Here is a 21,920-nt window from a genome sequence, read left to right on the forward strand (position 1 = left end):
GAAGTGAAGTGGCTTTAACGTACCAGGCACGGCCGCTTGTTGTTGAACGTCCAGCCCGGAATCAGGAACTGCATCGCCACTGCATCGTCCCGCGCCCCAAGGCCCATGCCTTTGTACAACTCATGGGCCTTGGCCAGTTGGTCGGTGTCCAGCTCAATCCCCAGCCCCGGTTTCTTCGGCACCTGCACGCAGCCGCCCTGGATCTGCAAGGGGGCCTTGGTCAGCCGCTGGCCGTCCTGCCAGATCCAATGGGTATCGATAGCCGTGATGTCACCCGGTGCGGCGGCCGCCACGTGGGTGAACATCGCCAGGGAAATGTCGAAATGGTTGTTGGAGTGCGAGCCCCAGGTCAGACCCCATTCATTGCACATTTGCGCCACGCGTACGGAGCCTTGCATGGTCCAGAAGTGCGGGTCGGCCAGAGGGATGTCCACGGACTGCAAGGTGATGGCGTGGCCCATTTCGCGCCAGTCGGTGGCGATCATGTTGGTGGCGGTCTTCAGGCCCGTGGCGCGGCGGAACTCGGCCATGACCTCGCGGCCCGAATAACCGTTTTCGGCACCGCAAGGGTCTTCGGCATAGGCCAGCACCTTGTGCTGGTCGCGGCACAAACGGATCGCTTCCTTGAGTGACCAGGCGCCGTTCGGGTCCAGGGTGATGCGTGCCTGGGGAAAGCGCTCGGCCAGCGCCGTGACCGCTTCGATCTCTGCGTCGCCTTGCAGCACGCCGCCCTTGAGCTTGAAATCCTGGAAGCCATAGTGGGCGTGGGCGGCTTCGGCCAGGCGGACCACGGCGTCGGCGTCCAGGGCTTTCTCATGGCGTACGCGGAACCAGTCGTTGTCGGCGTCCGGCTCGCTGCGGTAGGGCAGGTCGGTCTGCTGGCGATCGCCGACGTAAAACAGGTAGCCGAGCATCTTCACTTCATCGCGTTGCTGGCCTTCGCCGAGCAGGGCCGCAACCGGTACGTCCAGGTATTGGCCGAGCAGGTCCAGCAAGGCCGCTTCCAGGCCGGTCACCGCGTGGATGGTGATGCGCAGGTCGAAGGTCTGCAGGCCACGGCCGCCGGCATCGCGGTCGGCAAAGGCATGGCGCACGGTGTTGAGGATCTTCTGGTACGTACCGATGGGGCTGCCGACCACCAGCGAGCGGGCGTCTTCGAGGGTCTGGCGAATGCGCTCGCCGCCGGGGACTTCGCCCACGCCGGTGTGGCCGGCGTTGTCCCTGAGAATGACGATATTGCGGGTGAAGAACGGGCCATGGGCGCCGCTGAGGTTCAGCAGCATGCCGTCGTGGCCGGCCACGGGCACGACCTGCATGCTGGTGATGATCGGGGCTTTGCGGGTGTCTTGGGTATGCATAGTTGTCCCACTCGTTGTTTTTATACGGACATCGTATGACGGCGATGTTGATAGACATCATACAACTTGAAAAATTTATCTTACAAGCGTCCGTTGATTTTTAGGCTGCGTTCTTACCTTGGGTTCTTATTAATAGGTTGATTTTATTAAGTTTTATAGTGATTTCTAAGAAGTTGATCGATTTGCGGCAGGCTGGCGGAGTTGCTGGATGGCTGCCATGATTGTAGTTGTCATACAAGTTGTTGGTCGATGTGGTTTTTTATCCGCCATTCAGACCGCGCCGTTCAAGGACCCGCATCCATGCAGTCAAACACCGAAATGCCTGCCCGCAAGCGCACCCACAATCTGGCCTATGACCTGGTGGAGAAGTTGAGCCAAAGCATTGTGCTGGGGCAACTGAAACCGGGGGACAAGCTGCCCTCCGAAGGCGCCATCGTGCAGGCGCACGGGGTCAGCCGTACGGTGGTGCGCGAGGCGATTTCCAAGTTGCAGGCTTCAGGGCTGGTGGAGACCCGCCACGGCATCGGCACCTTTGTGCTGGCGCAAACCGGCGAGCCGGGGCTGCGGCTCAATGTCGACACTGCGGCGGGCGTGCGGGCAATCGTGGAGCTGCGCCTGGGCCTGGAAACCCAGGCCGTCGCCTTGGCGGCCCAGCGCCGCAGCGAACACCAGTTGCAGCAGATGCGCCAGGCGCTGGATGACTATCAGCGGCTGTCCAGCAACAACGACAGCTGTGTCGAGGCCGATCGGCATTTCCATCTGCTCATCGCCGAGGCCACGGACAACGCCTGTTTTGTCGAAATCATGCAGCACCTGGGCAGTGCAATGATCCCCAGGACTCGAGTGAACGTGGCTGAACGCGGCCAGGCCGACCTCGGAAAGCTGGCGCAACTGGCCAACCTGGAGCATGAGGCGATCTTCAACGCCATCAAACGCCAGGACCCGGATGCCGCCCGCGCCGCCATGTGGCTGCACCTGAGCAACAGCCGCGACCGGTTTGGCGCGGGCTCCTGACGGTTCATCGCCACCTGACCCACCGCCATCGCGAGCAAGCTCAGTTCCCACAGGGGATTTGTGGTGGACGCCGGAGCGATGAACACCCGAGAACCCTGTGGGAGATTGCTCGCGATGAGGCCGTCATATCCAACATCACTGCAAGCAGACCCACCGCCATCGCGAGCAAGCTCAGCTCCCACAGGGGATTTGTGGTGGGCGCCGGAGCGATGAACACCCGAGAACCCTGTGGGAGCGAGCTTGCTCGCGATGAGGCCGTCACATCCAACATCACTGCAAGCAGACCCACCGCCATCGCGAGCAAGCTCAGCTCCCACAGGGGATTTGTGGTGAACGCCGGAGCGATGAACACCCGAGAACCCTGTGGGAGATTGCTCGCGATGAGGCCGTCACATCCAACATTACTGCAAGCAGACCCACCGCCATCGCGAGCAAGCTCAGCTCCCACAGGGGATTTGTGGTGGGCGCCGGAGCGATGAACACCCGAGCCCCTCTGTGGGAGCTGAGCTTGCTCGCGAAGGGGCCGGCAGGCCATGCGCAAAACCAGCAGGCAAAAAAAACCGGCGCAACCGAGGTTGCGCCGGTGGTGTTGCCAGTGGAGGCGAGGATATTCGTGGGTCCGCGCAACCACCGTTGAACCTGTAGCGGTTACGCTCGTTCCAGCGCCAGGGCAACGCCTTGGCCGCCGCCGATGCACAGTGTCGCGAGGCCTTTCTTGGCGTCGCGCTTGATCATTTCATGCAGCAGTGACACCAGGACTCGGCAACCCGACGCGCCGATAGGGTGGCCCAGGGCGATGGCGCCGCCGTTGACGTTGACTTTGTCCATGTCCCATTTCAATTCCCGGGCCACGGCCAGCGACTGGGCGGCGAAGGCTTCGTTGGCTTCGACCAGGTCCAGTTGCTCCAGCGACCAGCCGGCCTTGTCCAGGCAGCGGCGAGTGGCCGAGACCGGGCCAATGCCCATGATGGCCGGGTCGACCCCGGCATTGGCGTAGGCACTGATCTTGGCCAGCACGGGCAGGCCCAGGGCCTTGGCTTTTTCCGCGCTCATCAGGATCACCGCAGCGGCGCCATCGTTGAGCGAGGATGCGTTGCCGGCGGTGACGCTGCCGTCCTTTTTGAAGGCGGGCTTGAGTTTGCCCAGGGATTCGGCGGTGGTGCCGGCGCGCGGCTGTTCGTCGGTGGCGAACGCCACGGGATCGCCTTTGCGCTGGGGAATCAGGATCGGCGTGATCTCATCGGCGAACCGACCGCCCTCGATGGCGGCGACGGCCTTCTGTTGCGACGCGGCAGCGAAGGCGTCTTGCTCCTCGCGGCTGATGCCGTACTTGTCCACCAGGTTCTCGGCGGTGATGCCCATGTGGTAATCGTTGAAGGCATCCCACAGGCCGTCGGTGATCATGCTGTCGATCATCTTCGCATGGCCCATGCGCAGGCCGGTGCGGGCGGCCGGCAACACGTACGGGGCCAGGCTCATATTCTCCATGCCGCCAGCGATGATGACGTCGGCGTCGCCACAGCGGATCGCCTGGGCGCCCAGGTGCAACGCCTTGAGGCCCGAGCCGCAGACCTTGTTCAGGGTCAGCGCCGGCACCGCATGGGGCAGGCCAGCCAGGATCGCCGCCTGGCGAGCCGGGTTTTGCCCGGAACCTGCGGTCAGCACCTGGCCAAGAATCACTTCATCGACCTGTTCGCCCGACAGACCGGTCTGTTCAAGCAGGCGACGAATCACCGCGGCACCGAGTTCCGGCGCGGGAATGGAAGCCAGCGAACCCTGGAAACTGCCGATGGCGGTACGGGTAGCGGCGACAATCACGACTTCTTGCATCGAATTTCTCCTCACTGGGCAGCGAACTGCATTTCAGGCACGTGGTCCGGCACGATCAATTTGCCGGCGGTCTTGGCGACGATTTCCTCGACGCTGACGCCCGGGGCACGTTCTTTCAGAATGAAGGCACCGTCCTGGATTTCCAGGTAGGCCAGGTCGGTCAGCACCCGCTTGATGCAACCGGCGCCGGTCAGCGGCAGGCTGCAACGCGGCAGCAGTTTCGATTCGCCGTCCTTGGACGCATGGGTCATGGTGACGATGATGTTCTCGGCGCCGGCCACCAGGTCCATCGCGCCGCCCATGCCCTTGACCAGTTTGCCGGGGATCATCCACGAGGCGATGTTGCCTTCGACATCCACCTCGAACGCGCCCAGCACGGTCAGGTCGATATGGCCGCCACGGATCATGGCAAACGATTCGGCCGAAGAGAAGATCGATGCGCCAATGCGCGCGGTGACGGTCTGCTTGCCGGCATTGATCATGTCGGCATCGACTTCGGCTTCGGTGGGAAACGCACCCATGCCGAGCAGGCCGTTTTCCGATTGCAGCATGACTTCCATGCCTTCGGGAATGTAGTTGGCGACCAGGGTCGGAATGCCGATGCCCAGGTTCACGTAGTAGCCGTCTTGCATTTCGCGGGCGACGCGTTGAGCCATTTGTTCGCGGGAAAGTGCCATGTTGTTATTCCTTCATTCGGGCCGGGGGCAGGGGATCACTTGCGCACGGTGCGCTGTTCGATGCGTTTTTCGAACGTGCCGCAAATGACCCGGTCGACGTAGATGCCAGGGGTGTGGATCTGCGTCGGGTCCAGCTCGCCGGGTTCGACGATTTCTTCGACTTCCACCACGGTGATCTTGCCCGCCGTGGCGGCCAGCGGGTTGAAGTTCTGGGCGGTGTGGCGGTAGATCACGTTGCCGAAATGGTCGGCCTTCCAGCCTTTGACGATGGCGAAGTCGCCGGTGATGGATTCTTCCATCAGGTACTGGCGACCATGGAATTCACGTACTTCCTTGCCTTCGGCCACCGGGGTGCCGACGCCGGTGGCGGTGAAGAACGCCGGGATGCCTGCGCCACCAGCGCGCATTTTTTCGGCGAGGGTGCCTTGGGGGGTCAGTACGACTTCGATTTCGCCGCTGAGCAGCTGCTTCTCGAACAGGGCGTTTTCGCCCACGTAGGAGGCGACCACCTTGCGGATCTGCCGGTCTTCCAGCAGCACGCCGAGGCCGAAACCGTCGACGCCGCAGTTGTTGGACACCACGGTGAGGTCGCGGATGCCCTTGCGCTTGATCTCGGCGATCAGGTTTTCCGGGATGCCGCACAGGCCGAAGCCGCCGGCGATGACGGTCATGCCGTCTTCCAAGCCTTCCAATGCTTGCTCATAAGAACTCACGCGTTTGTCGAAACCTGCCATAGACACCTCTTTTATTCTTGATGGGGTCGCAATGGGATGCAGTGTTACGCCAAGTCATATATTTGTTAAGTTGATTTTTAGGTTTGATTGATTGATAAAACTCAATAGTCACTCCCTGTAGGAGCTGCCGAAGGCTGCGATCTTTCCACTACCTGTTAAATCTCAAGCGAAAGATCAAGATCAAGATCAAAAGATCGCAGCCTTCGGCAGCGCCTACCCAACAGGACACAACACGCCCATGACCCTCAAGCAAATCCGTGCCTTCCTCGCCGTGGCCCAGAGCCTGAGCTTTGCCGTGGCCTGCGAGCGGCTGCACCTGTCCCAGTCGGCCCTGAGTCTGACCATCAAGGCCCTGGAAGAAGGCCTGGGCGGTCGTTTGTTCAGCCGCAATACCCGTAACGTGGCGCTGACGCCCGAAGGTGAGTCCCTGCTGCCGCTGGCCCGACGGCTGATTGCCGACTGGGACAACGCCGAGGACGAAATGCGCCAGCGCTTCACCTTGCAGCGCGGCCGCGTGACGTTGGCGGCGATGCCGTCATTTGCCGGCAACCTGCTGCCGCCGATCCTCAAGACCTTCCGCGCCCGCTATCCGAATGTCAACGTAACGGTCAACGACGTGATCAACGAACAAGTGCTGGAAATGGTCCGTGATCGTCATGTCGAATTGGGCGTGGCGTTCGAGCCGATGCAAGGTTCGTCATTGGCGTTCACGCCCTTGTATCTCGATCGCTTCGTCGCGGTGGTGCCGCTGGACTCACCGTTTGCCCAGCGCGACGAAATCCACTGGGAAACCCTGCTGGAGCAGCCCTTCATCACGCTGCAACGACCCTCCACCGTACGGGTGATGCTGGAAGAGCATTTGCAGGCCCGGGGGATGAAACTGCCTGTGGAGTTCGAGAGCCATCAGTTGGCGACCGTCGGACGGATGGTCGCCAGCGGGCTGGGGGTGAGTGCCGTGCCGGCGCTGTGCGTCGGGCAGATGCGTGAGCTGGGTGCCCGCTGCATCACCTTGAGCGATCCGGTGATCGAGCGAGCCATCGGGGTGCTGACCAAGCCGGGGCACGAACTGTCGGCGGCGGCGCAGGCGTTGTTCGATACGCTCAGGGATCAGGATATAGGCGCGCAGTTGACACCGAAGTAACCACGCTCCCACAGGGGTATGGCGTGGTGTCAGATCAACAGTGGCAACAGTTGCTCACACGGCTCTTCAAGCTTGAGATCCAGCAGCTCATCGGCCCGGGTCTTGCCCCGGTTGATCGCCAGCAGCGGCTTGCCTTGGTCCTTGATGGCCCGGCACAGGCGAAACGCCGAATACGCCATCAGCGACGAGCCCACCACCAGCAGGCCGTCCGCTTGCTCGACGGCTTGCATGGCGCGGGTCGCGGTGAGGGTGGCGACATTCTCGCCGAAAAACACCACGTCAGGTTTCAACCGCTCGCCGCCGCAGTGAGGGCAGCGGGGCACCTGGAAGCGCGCCTCGAAGGCCGGGTCGAGCAGGGTGTCGCCATCGGGCGCCTGCACCGCATCGACACCGGCCAGGTAAGGGTTTTGCGCTTCCATCAACTGTTGAATCTGCTGTCGGTCGCTGCGCTGGCGGCAATCCAGGCACAGCACGCGATGCAGGCTGCCGTGCAGTTCGATCACGTCCTGGCTGCCGGCCAGGTCATGCAGCGTATCGACATTCTGGGTAATCAGGCCGCTGATGCGTTGCCGTGCCTGCAATTCGGCCAAGGCCTCGTGAGCCGCGTTCGGCCTGGCCTGCCGCACCCGCGGCCAGCCCAGCATCGCCCGCGCCCAGTAGCGCCGTCGTGCCTCGGCCTGGGCAAGGAATTCCTGGTACATCATCGGCTGTCGACCCCGGCGCACACCGTCGCTGTCGCGGTAGTCGGGGATGCCCGAAGGGGTGCTGATGCCGGCACCGGTGAGCACCAGGAAATGGCGCCCGGCCATGTGCGCCTGTAACTGATCGATGGGTGCTTGATGAAAGTCTTCTGGCATATGAAGGGCCGCGTTGGTTTGGGAGCTGTTGAGGTTAGCACTGCGATTGGGCAGGGAAATTCCTGTGGCGCCTTTCGTCGCCCTGGCCTCTGTTTTCTTCAAACTTCCCCTGTGCCGCGATATCCACCTTATGTGCGGTATATCAGAACCGTCGTGCTGCGCGGCAGTAGCGACCACGGCTAAGGAGAAGGAAATGGCAACGCCTGAAGAGAACCTGTTGGATTGGCTCAACGACGCCCATGCCATGGAACAGCAAGCGGAAAAAATGCTCAAGGCCCAGGCCGAACGTCTTGAGCATTACCCGGCGCTCAAGACCCGGATCGAACAGCACCTCGAGGAGACGCTCGGGCAGCAGAAACTGGTGGAGCAATGCATTCAGCGCCTGGGCGGCAGTACGTCGACGCTCAAGGACCTGGCCGGCAAACTCATGGCCTTCGGTCAAGCGGTAGGCGGGATGACGATGAGCGACGAAGTGGTCAAGGGTGCCATGAGCGGCTATGTGTTCGAGAACCTCGAGATCGCCTCCTACACCGTGTTGATCGAGGCCGCGAAAGTGGCGGGCGATGTGGAGACACAACGGGCTTGCGAACAGATCCTGCCACAGGAAATCGCCATGGCCGATTGGTTGCGCGACCACCTGCCGCAGATTACCGCAGCATTCCTGGAGCGTTCGGCAGCCCCGCATACCGAAGCCAAGCGCTGAGCAGCAAAGAGCGGCCAGCGCGGTGTTGCGCTCGCTCTTGAATCTGCCGAGAAGAGGAAACGTATGAAACAGACCACAGGTGAAGTACGGGCCATCAATCGACAGAGCGCAATGGTGGGTGTGTACGTGGCGCGAGAGGATCGCCATACGGTGCTTGAGCTGAGCTCAGCCAATGACATCGATATTGGTGACATCCTGGAGTGGGACAGCGGCACGGCCTTGGGCACTCAGTCCTATCACAACCTGACCAAGGGCTGGACCGCCGATGTGTATGTGGCAAACCACGGTGTGGCGGCGGCGAACCTTGAGGTCCAATTGCTGGTGGGCTCTTCCTGACGGCGCCTTCGATCCATAACCTCGGGAGAAAGAACATGAGCAAATTAAAGTGCGGTTGCCCCGATTGCCAATGCGAGGTGGATCCGCACCGGATGTTCAACCACGACGGCGAAGCTTATTGCAGCCAGGCTTGCGCTGAACAACATCCCAACGGTGAACCCTGTCCGGCCTCCGACTGCCATTGCGAACGCAGTGGCAAGATAGGTGATCGCAATATCACCGATAGCCAACTGGACGACGCGCTGGAGGAAACGTTTGCGGCCAGCGATCCGATTTCACCCTGAGCATTCTTGAATCCGGGTATCGGCGACAGGGTATCCGGACGCCGCAAGCCGGTCAGTGCGGTGGTGCAGGACAACACCGGCAGCCCGCGAGTTTTGGCTTCCTGGAACGGCGCGAGGCCAGGGTGGCGAGACCGGTGCAAAGGGGCGCTGGCGTCACTTGGTCTTTGGCGGACAGCGTGGAAAGACACGCACTGTTTTTCCCATAGGCCCCAGAGGATTTTCACGGGATGAAGTTCGGTGTTCAGGGCGGCTAATAGTCACTGCCTTTTAATAGCTTGATGCAATAAAGAACATGGGCGCGGCCATATAAATTGAGCATTGACCATTCGTCGCCGGTTACAGCGTTTCCTTAAAACCTTGGCGGCGTCATGTTTTCCGAATAAGACGAGTCAGCAAGGCTCGTTGATATCAACTAACGAGGTGAATGAAATGGCTAACACAGGTAATAACAACCCTGGCAATTTCGCTAACGATCGTGAGAAGGCATCGGAAGCCGGGAAAAAAGGCGGCCAAGCATCGGGGGGCAACTTCGCCAATAATCCCGAGCGCGCCTCCGAGGCTGGACGCAAGGGTGGCCAGGCATCGGGCGGCAATTTCGCCAACGACCCGGAACGTGCCGCAGAGGCCGGCCGCAAAGGCGGGCAAGCCTCGGGTGGTAACTTTGCCAATGACCCTGAGCGAGCCTCCGAGGCTGGACGCAAAGGTGGCCAGGCTTCGGGCGGCAACTTTGCCAACGACCGGGAAAAAGCCTCCGAGGCTGGTAGGAAAGGTGGCGAAAACAGTCACGGTGGCGGGCGTAATTCCTAATGTCCCGTGGTCTTGCAGGTCCTGTGCCGATGGCATGGGGCCTGTCCCGGCCTATATATTGGAAGTCGGGCGTTTCATGCCCGACTTCGCTACGATATTTGCTGTTTAAGATGATGGATAAGTGCGTCTGAGCTCGCTGTTAACCACTTGTCTTTTTGTCTTGAAGAAAAACTAAATTTTATTCGTTCAACTTCTTCAGAGTTTTATGAGCCTGCCGTCGGCAGTGTTCTCATGAGGTATGTCCTGAGCGAGGAGTTTAATCATGTTTCTACATAACAAACGATTGCAGTACACCGTGCGCGTCGCTGAGCCAAATCCCGGACTTGCCAATCTGTTGCTCGAACAGTTCGGTGGGGCCCAGGGCGAACTGGCCGCGGCGTCGCGTTATTTCACCCAGGCCTTGTCCGAGGACGACCCGGGTCGCAAGGATTTGCTGATGGACATCGCTACCGAAGAGCTCAGCCATCTGGAAGTGATCGGCTCGATCATCGTGATGCTGAACAAGGGCGCCAAGGGCAAGATGGCCGAAAGCGTGGAAAAGGAGGGCCAACTGTACCGGGACATCAATGGTGCCGGTAATGACTCTCACATCACCAGCCTGCTGTACGGGGCCGGTTCGCCATTGACCAACTCCGCCGGGGTGCCATGGACTGCCGCTTACGTGGACACTATCGGCGAGCCGACAGCGGACATGCGTTCCAACATTGCGGCCGAGGCGCGTGCGAAAATCGTCTACGAACGGCTGATGAATGTCACCGACGATCCTGGCGTAAAGGAGGCCCTGGGCTTTCTGATGACACGTGAAATCGCGCATCAGATGTCGTTCGAAAAAGCCCTGCATGCCATCCAGCCCAACTTCCCGCAAGGCAAACTGCCAGGCATGCCGGAGTTCACCAACGTGTACTTCAACATGTCCCAAGGTGAACCTGGCGTGCGCGGCCCATGGAACCAGGGCGATGATTGGGAGTTCGTCGAGAACCCGACGCCGGCGGTCGACGGTGGCGATGGCCTGGCCAGCGTGCAGTTGAGTGAAAAGGACGAGGCACTGTTGATGGACATGAAGGCACGGACGATGTCCGACCCTGAAAGTAACCCCACCACAGGCGCCGACTTGGGTTCGGGGATGCAAGGTGACAAACTGTAGACAAATGGCGAGGGAGGCGACTCCCTCGCCTGATATTCCGATTGATCGTTGCGGCCATTGCCGCAACGATCAGCCATGCCAAGGTCAAGACCAGTAAGGACATTCGATGGACCAGCCCACCTCCCGGATTCGCTCCCCTTGGCGCACCTGGCTCAACCCCGTGCAAGACAACCTTTTGTTGGGGCTGACGTTCTGGCTCGGGCTGGCGTTGGTGGCCACATTGCTGCTCTACAGTGGCTACAACGCCCTGGTCGGCGCTGACCGACAGAACCTGGGCTACGCGGTGCTGGGCGGTACCTCGGGCTTTGCCGCCACCGCCCTGGGTGCGTTGATGGCGGTGGTGCTGCGGGATATCTCTTCGCGTACCCAAGACATCATGCTGGGGTTCGCCGCCGGCATGATGCTCGCCGCCAGCTCGTTCTCATTGATCCTGCCGGGCATCGAAGCGGCACAAATCATCTGTGGCAACCAGTTGCTGGCGGCGTTTGTCGTCGTCGTTGGCCTGGGCCTGGGCGTGGCCCTGATGATCGGCCTGGACCGTTTCGTACCACACGAACACGAACTTAGCGGCCGGCGGGGCCCCCAGGCCGAGCGCATCAATCGTGTCTGGCTGTTCGTGCTTGCCATCACCTTGCACAACTTGCCGGAGGGCATGGCCATCGGCGTCAGTTTTGCCGGCGGCGACTTCAAGGTCGGCCTGCCCCTGACTACCGCCATCGCCATCCAGGACATCCCCGAAGGCCTGGCCATTGCCATGGCGCTGCGGGTCACCGGTATCAGCACCTTGCGTGCCGCGCTCATCGCGGTCGGTTCGGGGTTGATGGAGCCTCTGGGCGCGGTGATCGGCCTGGGCATGTCCTCGGGCGTCGCCGTCGCGTACCCCATCAGCCTGGGGCTGGCGGCGGGGGCGATGATCTTCGTGGTGTCCCACGAGGTGATCCCCGAGACCCATCGCAATGGTCATGAAACCCCGGCGACCCTGGGATTGATGATGGGGTTTGCGGTGATGATGTTTCTCGACACGGCGTTGGGCTGAAGGCCTGCCAAATATCTGTTGGATTAGATCCAGTGGGTGTTCCTGTGGGAGCGAGCTTGCTCGCGATAACGATGGATCAGTTGATATCAATATTGCTGACCCGCCGCAATCGCGAGCAAGCTCGCTCCCACATTGGTTTGGTGTTTAGCAAGGCCCCCGTAACCCTCGACCTATACTCAACTCCGTGGATGACATGAATCCGGGGTGGCGCGACTGTGCTGCGTTTGCTGATGTTGGCCGTTATGCTCGTTCTGGCGGGGTGCGCCACGTCACAGCGCGGCCAACAGGCGGCCACGGTGACGATTGACCAGGCCACTTGGCGACAGGTGGACCAGCAGATCATCGCCGCCTCGAAAAGCGCTATCGAACAGACCGGGCTCTACGCCCGCGGGTCAATGGAACATTGGCGCCTGTTGATCTATGAGCGCACCGAGGCTGAGTTCATCCCCTGGTTCAGCAGCTATTGGACCCAGGAGTGGCTGGCGGTGAAAGTCAGTTGGTACGCCGCCAGCGCCGAGGGCGAGGCGGACTCCTCGGCCAGGCGCCTGGCGGTCTACCTGCAAGAGCAATATCGCGAACAGGTGCTGGAGCCGGTGGCTGTGGAAATTGATCCCGAGGCGATCAGGGCCACCGCGACGAATTACTACATACGCCAGCTCAATCAACAGGTCCAAGTCGTTGCCCAGCGGCATCGAATCCCGAACGAACTGATGAACAGGCGCCTGCACGGCATTCCTGCCATCAACCTGGGGCCGCCGGCGGCGCGTAACGCGTCATTGTACGAGATGATTCATACCGAGCCGCTGAACACACTGCCGGCTTATGCGGCCCTGATCGATCACGTCAACAAGGCGGCTACCACAGGTGCCGGGCCATCGGAGGCGGTGATCGCAACAGTGGCGCAACGCACCAGTGAAAAAATCGAGGCGCAATTTGCCACGCGTGGGGCGACCAGCGCGGCGGCGGCGGTGGCTGGAAAGGCGGCCGGCGCGTTGATTTCGGTGGGTGTGGCGGGTATTCGCGCGATCATCCACGAGGGCGAGCGGCCGGAAATGGAGGCGCAGATCCGCAAAAGCCTGAGCACCGCGTTCGATGAGGCGTGGTCCAAGTCGCTCAAGGATCCCCTCAGCGGGGTGATGGCGCCGGTGTACTACCTGGACGAGGAAATAGTAGGCAACCTGGTGGAGGCGGACCTGGCCAATCGAGCGGTGGCACTGCCGGAGATCAAGCCGTGACGGCTGGCTCATTCTGACCCGAGGGTCACACGACAACCCTTGCGATGGCGGATCTGTTCGTCCGACGGGCGTTCCTTGATGAACTCGAAGCGCGGCTCGCCTTCGCTGTAGATCACCAGCCAGCCCCATTCCAGCTCGCTTTCATCCTGTCCGGGCTTGGGCGGCGAGGCCCACCAGGGTTCTTTTTGCATGATCTGACGCATCGTCTACTCCTGCCGATTGATCCTTTGAACTATAGACCGCTCGATTTGATGACAAGCGCCCATGAAAACGCCTGCATCCATTGCGTCGTACCCGGCTTTTGTGGCGAGGGAGCTTGCTCCCGCTGGGCTGCGTTGTAGGAGCTGTCGAGTGTAACGAGGCTGCGATCTTGTCCCAGGCAATTGAGTCGAGAGCGAATGATCAAGATCAAAAGATCGCAGCCTTCGGCAGCTCCTACCACAGCCCAGCGGGAGCACGCTCCCTCGCCACGTTTTTTCCTGGCAACTCAGTGTGCTCTGACCCCGCCCACCAGCGTCTAGCGTCTGTATCCCCGCACTCGAACGGGGAATGACTGGACCCCGCGCATATGCAAGCACTGTTGAACGAGATCCTCGATGCGGTTCGCCCCCTGATTGGTCAGGGCAAGGTGGCCGACTACATTCCGGCCCTGGGCACTGTGGCGCCCAACCAGTTGGGCATTGCCGTGTATGGCAACGACGGCGAGTTGTATTGCGCCGGCGACGCCGAAACAGCGTTTTCGGTGCAGAGTATTTCCAAGGTGTTCAGCCTGGTGCAGGCCATCGGGCATTCCGGCGAAGCAATCTGGGAGCGCCTGGGCCATGAGCCGTCCGGCCAACCGTTCAACTCCCTGGTGCAACTGGAATTCGAACGGGGTCGACCGCGCAACCCGTTCATCAACGCTGGCGCGTTGGTGATCTGCGATATCAACCAGTCGCGCTTCGCCGCCCCGGCGCTGTCGATGCGCGATTTCGTGCGCCGTCTGTCGGGCAACCCACAGGTAATGGTGGATGGCAAGGTCGCCGAATCGGAATACCAGCACCGCGCCCGCAACGCGGCGATGGCGTACCTGATGCAATCGTTCGGCAACTTCCATAATGACGTGGAAGCGGTGTTGCGCAGTTATTTCAGCCACTGCGCCCTGCGGATGAGCTGCATCGACCTGGCGCGGGCGTTCTGCTTCCTGGCCAACGACGGGTTCTGCAAACACAGTGGCGAACAGATCCTCACCGCCCGGCAGACCCAGCAGGTCAACTCCATCATGGCCACCAGCGGCTTGTACGATGAAGCCGGCAATTTCGCCTATCGCGTCGGCCTGCCGGGCAAGAGCGGGGTCGGTGGCGGGATTGTCGCCGTGGTGCCGGGGCGGTTCACGGTGTGCGTCTGGTCGCCTGAGCTCAATGTCGCCGGCAACTCGCTGGCCGGCATGGCAGCGCTGGAGTTGCTGAGCCAGCGCATCGGCTGGTCGGTGTTCTAGGGGCTTGTCTCACAAAGAAAAGGGCCCGCTCCTGATCCAGGAGCGGGCCCTTTTGTTTAGGACGTATCAGCAGAGGCGGTCGATGACCCGGACCTCAGAAGTGTTCTGCATCGACTGCCAGGCCTGGGTCAGCGTTTGCAGCACGCGACCGATGAAGTCTTTGTCGGCCGCGGCCTTCTTGCCAACGTAGCCCTGGCCGCGGCGGTACATCTTCAGCCGGGCACCCAGCTCTTGCGTGTTCTTTTCGAACTCGTCTTCGCGGGTGTAGGGCGACAGGCAGTCCATATGCACCTGGCCAGTCTTGCTGATCCACAGGATATGGCTGTCGAGCGTGTCCTTGTGTGCTGCGAATATGCGAGCCAGTTCATCAATAGATGGTTGATTATTCAGATTCATGTGTAAGCCCCTTGACCATTTGGTTGATCTGTCTGGTGGTTCGCAAAAACTTCGCTATTGGGTAAGTACCTGCCCAGTGCCTGCATGGCCAGCACCGAAACCAGGCCGTCAGCGTTCGTCCGCCTGACTTCGACGGGGTCGTGCATCGGTTGTGTAGTGTTATCGAAGGGCTGCTACGCAAATGCGCTACAACGAAGAGAAACAGCGAAGAATCTTCAGGCAGTGTCAACTTTCGAGGGTCGACCACGCGCGTCATGAGGATCTTCGCCGACGTTTCTCGCCCTTGTTACCGGACGGTCAGGCCAGGTCAGCACCTTCAATCTGCCTTGTGGGCAGTCCCTTATCCAAAAAACAGCTCGGCGGTCAGACGAGCTTGCTCAAACAGTTGCCTGTACTCCCGATCGGGGAGACGTCTGCATCATGCAAGGGCAAATCGGAGGCGTCAACGGTTTTGTAGTGATTATTTTTGGTCACTACATATTGTCAGACAAAACGGTTTGGGTATGAAAATTTGGCGAAGGCGCGGACTTATCTGTGGGAGCAAGGCCTTGCTCCCACAGATCCCTTCGCCACAGGGGGATTCTCACCACGTCATGGGTGAACCCATGTTCAGGTCGCCTTGGCCTTGCTCGCCTTGCGCGGTGCGCCGCCTGCCTTGCGCTTGGCCGGCTTGCGTTTGTTTTTCCACGGTGTAGCGCCGCGCCCGGCGGGGCTGGCCGGGCCGCTGATGGTCAGGCTCATGCCCTGGCAGCGGGCGACGTGCTTGCTCATCCAGGCGGCTTGCCGGGTCACGAATTCTTCCAGGCTCATTTCGCCGCTTTGCACCATGTCCAGCGCCTGTTCCCAGATGGCTGTGGTGCCCGGGTCGGCGATGGCCCGGGGCACGGCGTCGATCAGGCTGAAGGCCGCCGGGGTGGCGGACAGCGCCTTGCCGTTTTTCACCAGGTAGCCGCGGTCAAGCAGCCCCTGGATGATTGAGGCCCGGGTCGCTTCGGTGCCGATGCCGGTGGTGTCCTTGAGCTTTTGTTTGAGCAGCGGATCCTCCACCAGTTTGGCGACGTTCTTCATCGCCTTGATCAGGTCGCCTTCAGTGAACGGCTTGGGCGGTTGGGTCCACAGGTCCTTGGGTTTCACCTCGTCTACGGCGCAATCGCGACCTTCGCTCAGTGCCGGCAGGGTCTGCGGCACCGGTGCTTCACGGCCCCTTGCCGGCGCCAGGGCTTCGGGCAGGGCGCGTTTCCAGCCGGGTTCGACGATCTGCTTGCCCACGGCACGCAGCGCCTGGCCGGCGCAGTCGAAGTCGGCCTGGGTCCGGTCGTATTCGTGGTTGGGCAGGAACTGCGCCAGGTAGCGCGCGCGAATCAGCGTATAGACGGCGCGCTGCTTGCCGGCGAGTTTGTCGAGGTTCCGGGCGGCGGCGGTGGGAATGATGCCGTGGTGAGCGCTGACCTTGGCGTCGTTCCAGGCCCGGGACTTGCGTTGCGGCTGCAGGTGCTCGCGCAGCGGTGCAAGGCTCGGGTCGGCCTGGGCGAGGGCGGCCAGGATGGCCGGGGCTTCGCTGTGCTGGCTCAAGGGCAGGAAACCGCAATCGCTGCGTGGGTAGGTGATGAGCTTGTAGGTTTCGTACAGCGACTGGGCAATGTCCAGGGTTTCCTGGGCGCCAAGGCCGAGTTTCTTCGAGCAGACTTCCTGCAATGTGCCCAGGTCGAAAGGCAGCGGCGCCGCTTCGCGCAGGCGCTCGGTACGCACCTTCAGCGTCCGGGCGGTGGCGGCATTGCTCATGGCTTGGGCGGCATCCCGGGCCAGGGCCTGGTTCAGGCAACGCTCCTGGTCGTCGCAGGCGTCCGGATCGGCGCGCCACTGGGCGGTGAACGCCGTGCCTTCGTGGCTTAGCTGCACGTCGATGGCCCAATAGGCGACCGGCACGAAGTCGGCGATGCTGCGGTCGCGGTCCACCACCAGGCGCAGTGTTGGTGTTTGCACGCGGCCTACCGGCAACACGCCCTGGTAACCGGACTGGCGCCCCAGCAGGGTGAACAGGCGACTCATGTTCATGCCGATCAGCCAGTCGGCTCGGGAACGGCCCAGGGCCGAGTGATACAAGTTGAAGGTTTCGGCCCCCGGCTTGAGGGCGGCCAGGGCCTTGCGGATCGATGCTTCGTCCAGGGCCGAGAGCCATAGCCGCCGGATCGGCCCGCGATAACGGCAATGTTCCACCAGCTCCCGGGCGATCATTTCACCTTCACGGTCGGCGTCGGTGGCGATCACCAATTCCTTCGCTTGCCCCAGCAGGCGCTTGACCGCCTTGTACTGGCTGGCGGTTTTCGGCTTGACGGTCATTTTCCATTGCGCCGGCACGATGGGCAGGTCGGCCAGTACCCAGCGCTTGTAGCGCGCGTCGTAGGCGTCGGGCGGGGCGGTTTCCAGCAGGTGGCCGATGCACCAGGTGACCGTGATGCCAGGGCCCAGCCAGCAACCGTCGCCACGGCGCGTAGCACCGAGCACAGCGGCGATGTCCTTGGCCTGGGACGGTTTTTCACACAGGTACAGCTGCATAGCGCCCTTTTCCTGAAGCAGATTTCATGGGGCTGTAGCATGGTCATGGATGCGCGCCAGGGCAAGTTTTATCTGTATGGATATACAGATAAAAAGCGTTGCGCTGCGTTACCAAGGGCCTCTGGCGTGACGTTCAGCGGCCTGTTGGCACGCAGAATGAATTTCTCGCAGGGGTATCGCTCATAACTTCAAGGCGGTTGCTACCGCAAAGAAGGTTTATGAGGTCAAGGAGAGTCACTTTCATGAATTCGATGCCAAATGGCAACGGCCAGGCGACTACACGTTTGATTCTCGTTGTGGAAGATGATCCAACCATCCTGGAGTTTCTCTGCGAGATCCTTGAGGAAGAAGGGTTCGTCGTGGAGCCTCGGGAGAGCGCCGATGCGGCGCTGACGTTTCTCGAAGAGAGCGCCCATTACGTCGACCTGTTGCTCACGGATATCACCATGCCCGGCAAGATCGATGGCGCGGACCTGGCCAACTTGACCGGAGACCGCTGGCCGCAGATACCGTTGCTGATCATGTCCGGCTTCGAAACGCCGGAAAGCGCTGGAATCAAGCATCACGCTTCGTTCATCGCCAAGCCCTGGGCGCTGGGACAGATGCTGGACCTGGTGGAAAGCACGGTGAAAGGTCACCAGGCCCACTGAGGGTTTGATCTGAGCAACGTTATGGCTCCTGTGGGGCTCTGGGCTCTGGAGCTGTGTAGGAGCTGGCGAAGCCTGCGATCTTTTGATCTTTTGATCTTTTGATCTTTCGCTTGAGACTCAAGTGTCTTTGGAAAGATCGCAGCCTCGTTGCACTCGACAGCTCCTACACAGCTTCTACGCAGCTTCTACGTCGCTTACGGGCTTGGTCCGGTGGGAGCAAGCGCCAACCTCAGTTTTTATCCAGGTCCACGTTCCGGGTTTCCCGCAGGCAGATCATGCCCACCACCAGGCTCACCCCGGTGATTACCACCGGGTACCACAGCCCATAGAAGATATCCCCGGTGTAGACCACCAGGGCAAACGACACGGTGGGCAGGAAACCGCCGAACCAGCCGTTGCCGATGTGATAGGGCAGGGACATGGAGGTATAGCGAATGCGGGTCGGGAACAGTTCGACCATCAACGCTGCCAGCGGTCCGTAGCACATCGCCGAGATGATGATCAGGGCCACGATCAGCGCAACAATCATCGGTCGGTTGATCTGCTGGGTATCGGCCTGCTGTGGATAGCCTGCCAGGGTCACGGCGCCGCGCAGGGCCGCTTCGTCGTAGCCGTCGATCTTCACGTCACCGATGTTGACCTGCACGGAACTGCCGACCGGAGCCGCAACGCTGCTGTAGGGCAGGCCCTGCTTGACCAGGAAGGTCTTGACCTTGTCGCAAGGGCTGTCGAAACGCGCCTTGCCCACCGGGTCGAACTGGAAGGTGCAGGTGGCCGGGTCGGCGACCACGCTGATCGGTGCCTGGCGGCTCGCCAGGTCGATGGCCGGGTTGGCGTAGTGGGCCAGGGTCTTGAAGATCGGGAAGTACAGGGCGGTGGCCAGCAGCAGGCCGATCATCAGCACCGGTTTGCGCCCGACCTTGTCCGACAGCCAGCCGAAAAAGATGAAGAACGGTGCGCCGATCACCACGCTGACAATCAGCAGGCTGTTGGCCAGGGCCGGGTCCATCTTCAGGAACTGGGTGAGGAAAAACAGCACATAGAACTGCGCAGCGTAGAAAGTCACCGCTTGCCCGGCGTTGATGCTGAACAGGGCGATCAGCACCACCTTGAGGTTCTCCCATTTGCCGAAGGATTCGCGGATCGGCGCCTTGCAGCATTTGCCTTCTTCTTTCATTTTCAGGAAGGCCGGCGACTCATGCAGGCTCAGGCGAATCCAGGTGGAGATGCCCAGCAGCAGGATCGACAGCAGGAACGGAATGCGCCAGCCCCAGACTTCGAACTGATCGCCGGTGAAGTAGCGGCAGCCCAACACCACCAGCAGCGACAACAACAGCCCCAGGGTGGCGGTGGACTGAATCCAGCTGGTATGGAAGCCGCGCTTGCCCATTGGCGCGTGTTCGGCGACGTAGGTCGCCGCGCCGCCGTACTCACCGCCCAGGGCCAGGCCTTGGAGCATGCGCAATGCCACCAGGATGATCGGTGCAGCGATGCCGATGCTGGCGTAGTTGGGCAGCAGGCCGACGCAGAACGTCGCCAGGCCCATGAGCACGATGGTCGCCAGGAACGTGTACTTGCGCCCGATCATGTCTCCCAGCCGGCCGAACACCAGAGCCCCGAATGGCCGCACGATGAAACCGGCGGCGAACGCCATCAGGGCGAAGATGAACGCGGTGGTGTCGTTGACCCCGGCAAAGAACTGCTTGCTGATCACCGCCGCGAGGGCGCCATAGAGGAAAAAGTCGTACCACTCGAACACCGTCCCCAGGGACGAGGCGAAGATGACTTTCTGGGTTTCCTGGCTGGTGCCGACGCTGCGCGTGGCTTCCAGGGGCTGAACATGCTCGGACATAGCGGTATCCCTCACAGTGATTGTTTTTGTTGTTCCACTGCGACGCCGGGTGAGGCGTCTCCTGATTTGATACGTTCCTTTTGCTTACACACATTCCCCTGTGGGAGCAGGCTTACTTGTTTTTCAGACCGTGGCCGGCTCCTTTTGGGGCGTAATGATTCTTGTGTCGGCCTCAAGCATCATCTGCGCCGCTTTCTCGGCAATCATCAACGTCGGCGAGCAGGTGTTACCCGAGGTGATGCGCGGCATGATCGAGGCGTCGGCAATGCGCAGGCCCTTGATGCCGTGCACGCGCAGTTGCGCATCCACCACCGCGTCGTGGTCCTGGCCCATGCGGCACGTGCCCACCGGGTGGAAAATCGTCGTGCCGATGCGGGCGGCGGCCTGGTGCAACTCCTCTTCGGTTTGCAGGCTGGGCCCCGGCAGGTATTCCACCGGTTTGAACGCGCTCAGGGCCGGGGCCGCGACGATGCGTCGGGTCAGGCGGATGGCGTCGGCGGCGACCCGCAGGTCTTCGGGATGGCTCAGGTAATTGGGCTGGATCAGCGGCGCTTCGCGCGGGTCGGCCGAACGAATGTCCACCCGGCCACGGCTTTGCGGGCGCAGGTCGCAGACCGATGCGGTGAACGCCGGGAAGCTGTGCAGCGGTTCGCCGAAGCGTTCCAGGGACAACGGTTGCACGTGGTATTCGAGGTTGGCCGAGGGCTGTTCCGGGCCCGAGCGGGCGAACGCGCCGAGTTGGCTGGGGGCCATGGACAGCGGACCGCTGCGGTCGTACAGGTAGCGCAGGCCCATGCCCATTTTGCCCCACAGGGTGCCCGCGATCTGGTTCAGGGTGCGGGCGTTTTCCAATTGGTAGATCAACCGCAGTTGCAGGTGGTCCTGCAAGTTGCCGCCGACACCGGGCAGCTCATGGGTCACGCCGATGCCCAGGCGTTGCAGCAGGCTGCGCGGGCCGATCCCGGAACGTTGCAGGATCCCCGGCGAACCCACGGCCCCGGCGCACAGGACAATTTCCTTGCGGGCCTTGAAGGTCATGCCCTTGCCTTGCCAGCGCGCGCTGACGGCGTGGGCGCGGTCGTCACGCAGCAATACGCGGTCGACCTCGACGTCGGTCAGCACCGTGAGGTTGGCGCGTTGGCGAACCGGCTTGAGAAACGCCTTGGCCGCGTTCCAGCGCACCCCGGCTTTCTGGTTGACCTGGAAGTAGCCGCAGCCTTCATTGTCGCCGCTGTTGAAATCATCGACGTTGGGGATGCCGCTCTGTTCGGCGGCGCTGCGGAAGGCATCGAGAATCGGCCATGACAGGCGCTGGCGTTCGACCCGCCATTCCCCACCGGCGCCGTGAAATTCGGACGCGCCGGCAAAGTGGTTTTCGCTTTGCCGGAACAGCGGCAGCACGTCTTTCCAGGCCCAGCCAGCATTGCCCTCGGCAGCCCAGCCGTCGTAGTCCGCCGCCTGGCCGCGCATGTAGATCATGCCGTTGATGGAGGAGCAGCCACCCAGGACCTTGCCGCGAGGGTAGCTCAAGGCGCGGCCTTGCAGGCCCGGTTGCGCTTCGGTCTTGAAGCACCAGTCGGTGCGTGGGTTGCCGATGCAGAACAGGTAGCCGACCGGGATGTGAATCCACGGATAGTTGTCGCGCCCGCCGGCTTCGAGCAGCAGCACCCGGTGTTGCGGGTTGGCCGAAAGCCGATTGGCCAGCAAGCATCCGGCAGGGCCGGCGCCCACGATCACATAATCGTATTCATCGACGACAGGTTGCATTCGCGACCTCATTTTTGTTTTTGTGGGATCCATCCTAGTTGTTAGTTTTCGTCAAAAGAATGTTAG

The 21,920-nt window shown here is 61.5% G+C and carries 21 protein-coding genes; 11 read left to right on the forward strand and 10 right to left on the reverse strand.

Annotation, left to right across the window (positions count from 1 at the left end; genetic code table 11):
* Positions 1-14 precede the first annotated feature (14 nt).
* The gene (gene gudD / locus AC09SL_RS02555; RefSeq protein ID WP_064106779.1) at positions 15-1,358 is read right to left on the reverse strand and encodes a glucarate dehydratase; all 1,344 of its coding nucleotides are present in this window, start codon (positions 1,356-1,358) and stop codon (positions 15-17) included.
* Between the two features lie 300 nt (positions 1,359-1,658).
* On the opposite strand from gudD, the gene AC09SL_RS02560 reads away from it, so the two are divergent.
* Positions 1,659-2,372 carry a FadR/GntR family transcriptional regulator gene (locus AC09SL_RS02560; RefSeq protein ID WP_058546628.1) on the forward strand — a complete coding sequence of 238 codons (714 nt, stop codon included), beginning with the start codon at positions 1,659-1,661 and terminating at the stop codon, positions 2,370-2,372.
* A 648-nt stretch (positions 2,373-3,020) separates the two neighbouring features.
* Here AC09SL_RS02560 and AC09SL_RS02565 read toward each other — a convergent pair.
* Genes AC09SL_RS02565 through AC09SL_RS02575 form a run of 3 tightly spaced genes read right to left on the reverse strand, consistent with a single transcriptional unit; the run spans position 3,021 to position 5,613 of the window.
* A complete protein-coding gene (locus AC09SL_RS02565) occupies positions 3,021-4,202 on the reverse strand; it encodes an acetyl-CoA C-acetyltransferase (RefSeq protein ID WP_058545353.1) in 1,182 nt (393 codons plus the stop codon).
* Between the two features lie 11 nt (positions 4,203-4,213).
* Entirely contained in the window at positions 4,214-4,879 is a 666-nt protein-coding gene (locus AC09SL_RS02570) for a CoA transferase subunit B (protein WP_003180355.1), read from the reverse strand.
* Between the two features lie 35 nt (positions 4,880-4,914).
* The gene (locus tag AC09SL_RS02575) at positions 4,915-5,613 is read right to left on the reverse strand and encodes a CoA transferase subunit A (protein ID WP_058545352.1); all 699 of its coding nucleotides are present in this window, start codon (positions 5,611-5,613) and stop codon (positions 4,915-4,917) included.
* Positions 5,614-5,851: 238 nt separating this feature from the next.
* Here AC09SL_RS02575 and AC09SL_RS02580 point away from each other — a divergent pair, with 238 nt between their 5' ends.
* Positions 5,852-6,754, forward strand: a complete 903-nt coding sequence (locus AC09SL_RS02580) for a LysR family transcriptional regulator (protein WP_058545351.1) — start codon at positions 5,852-5,854, stop codon at positions 6,752-6,754.
* 29 nt (positions 6,755-6,783) lie between these two features.
* Here the strand turns inward: AC09SL_RS02580 and AC09SL_RS02585 are convergent, their stop codons facing one another.
* Complete coding sequence (locus tag AC09SL_RS02585) at positions 6,784-7,611, reverse strand: NAD-dependent protein deacetylase (protein ID WP_058545350.1); 828 nt, start codon at positions 7,609-7,611, stop codon at positions 6,784-6,786.
* Between the two features lie 193 nt (positions 7,612-7,804).
* On the opposite strand from AC09SL_RS02585, the gene AC09SL_RS02590 reads away from it, so the two are divergent.
* The 7 genes from AC09SL_RS02590 to AC09SL_RS02620 all read left to right on the forward strand — a co-directional run bounded on the left by AC09SL_RS02590 (position 7,805) and on the right by AC09SL_RS02620 (position 13,156).
* A complete protein-coding gene (locus tag AC09SL_RS02590) occupies positions 7,805-8,314 on the forward strand; it encodes a ferritin-like domain-containing protein (RefSeq protein ID WP_058545349.1) in 510 nt (169 codons plus the stop codon).
* Positions 8,315-8,377: 63 nt separating this feature from the next.
* Entirely contained in the window at positions 8,378-8,650 is a 273-nt protein-coding gene (locus AC09SL_RS02595; RefSeq protein ID WP_058545348.1) for a hypothetical protein, read from the forward strand.
* Between the two features lie 35 nt (positions 8,651-8,685).
* On the forward strand, positions 8,686-8,934 hold the full coding sequence (locus AC09SL_RS02600) for a metallothionein (RefSeq protein WP_058545347.1): 249 nt from the start codon (positions 8,686-8,688) through the stop codon (positions 8,932-8,934).
* Between the two features lie 429 nt (positions 8,935-9,363).
* Positions 9,364-9,741: a con-10 family general stress protein gene (locus AC09SL_RS02605; protein ID WP_058545346.1), complete on the forward strand. Its 378-nt coding sequence runs from the start codon at positions 9,364-9,366 to the stop codon at positions 9,739-9,741.
* Positions 9,742-10,003: 262 nt separating this feature from the next.
* Positions 10,004-10,885 carry a manganese catalase family protein gene (locus AC09SL_RS02610; protein WP_058545345.1) on the forward strand — a complete coding sequence of 294 codons (882 nt, stop codon included), beginning with the start codon at positions 10,004-10,006 and terminating at the stop codon, positions 10,883-10,885.
* A 106-nt stretch (positions 10,886-10,991) separates the two neighbouring features.
* Positions 10,992-11,921, forward strand: a complete 930-nt coding sequence (locus AC09SL_RS02615; protein WP_058545344.1) for a ZIP family metal transporter — start codon at positions 10,992-10,994, stop codon at positions 11,919-11,921.
* 215 nt (positions 11,922-12,136) lie between these two features.
* Positions 12,137-13,156, forward strand: coding sequence for a hypothetical protein (locus AC09SL_RS02620; RefSeq protein WP_058545343.1), 1,020 nt, complete (start codon positions 12,137-12,139; stop codon positions 13,154-13,156).
* 8 nt (positions 13,157-13,164) lie between these two features.
* Here AC09SL_RS02620 and AC09SL_RS02625 read toward each other — a convergent pair whose 3' ends face one another.
* The gene (locus AC09SL_RS02625) at positions 13,165-13,359 is read right to left on the reverse strand and encodes a hypothetical protein (protein WP_058545342.1); all 195 of its coding nucleotides are present in this window, start codon (positions 13,357-13,359) and stop codon (positions 13,165-13,167) included.
* 365 nt (positions 13,360-13,724) lie between these two features.
* On the opposite strand from AC09SL_RS02625, the gene glsB reads away from it, so the two are divergent.
* On the forward strand, positions 13,725-14,633 hold the full coding sequence (gene glsB / locus AC09SL_RS02630; RefSeq protein WP_058545341.1) for a glutaminase B: 909 nt from the start codon (positions 13,725-13,727) through the stop codon (positions 14,631-14,633).
* Between the two features lie 66 nt (positions 14,634-14,699).
* On the opposite strand, the gene AC09SL_RS02635 is transcribed toward glsB, so the two are convergent.
* Both AC09SL_RS02635 and AC09SL_RS02640 read right to left on the reverse strand, forming a co-directional pair.
* Positions 14,700-15,029 carry a hypothetical protein gene (locus tag AC09SL_RS02635; protein ID WP_003200138.1) on the reverse strand — a complete coding sequence of 110 codons (330 nt, stop codon included), beginning with the start codon at positions 15,027-15,029 and terminating at the stop codon, positions 14,700-14,702.
* Positions 15,030-15,638: 609 nt separating this feature from the next.
* A complete protein-coding gene (locus AC09SL_RS02640) occupies positions 15,639-17,585 on the reverse strand; it encodes a DNA topoisomerase III (protein ID WP_058545340.1) in 1,947 nt (648 codons plus the stop codon).
* A gap of 242 nt (positions 17,586-17,827) precedes the next feature.
* On the opposite strand from AC09SL_RS02640, the gene AC09SL_RS02645 reads away from it, so the two are divergent.
* Positions 17,828-18,235, forward strand: coding sequence for a response regulator (locus AC09SL_RS02645; protein WP_058545339.1), 408 nt, complete (start codon positions 17,828-17,830; stop codon positions 18,233-18,235).
* A 229-nt stretch (positions 18,236-18,464) separates the two neighbouring features.
* Here the strand turns inward: AC09SL_RS02645 and AC09SL_RS02650 are convergent, their stop codons facing one another.
* Complete coding sequence (locus AC09SL_RS02650) at positions 18,465-20,087, reverse strand: MFS transporter (protein WP_058545338.1); 1,623 nt, start codon at positions 20,085-20,087, stop codon at positions 18,465-18,467.
* A gap of 123 nt (positions 20,088-20,210) precedes the next feature.
* Positions 20,211-21,854 (reverse strand): GMC family oxidoreductase, encoded by a 1,644-nt coding sequence (locus tag AC09SL_RS02655; protein WP_058545337.1) that lies wholly within the window; start codon positions 21,852-21,854, stop codon positions 20,211-20,213.
* Between the last annotated feature and the right edge of the window lie 66 nt (positions 21,855-21,920).

This window comes from Pseudomonas sp. PF05 (assembly GCF_056521845.1).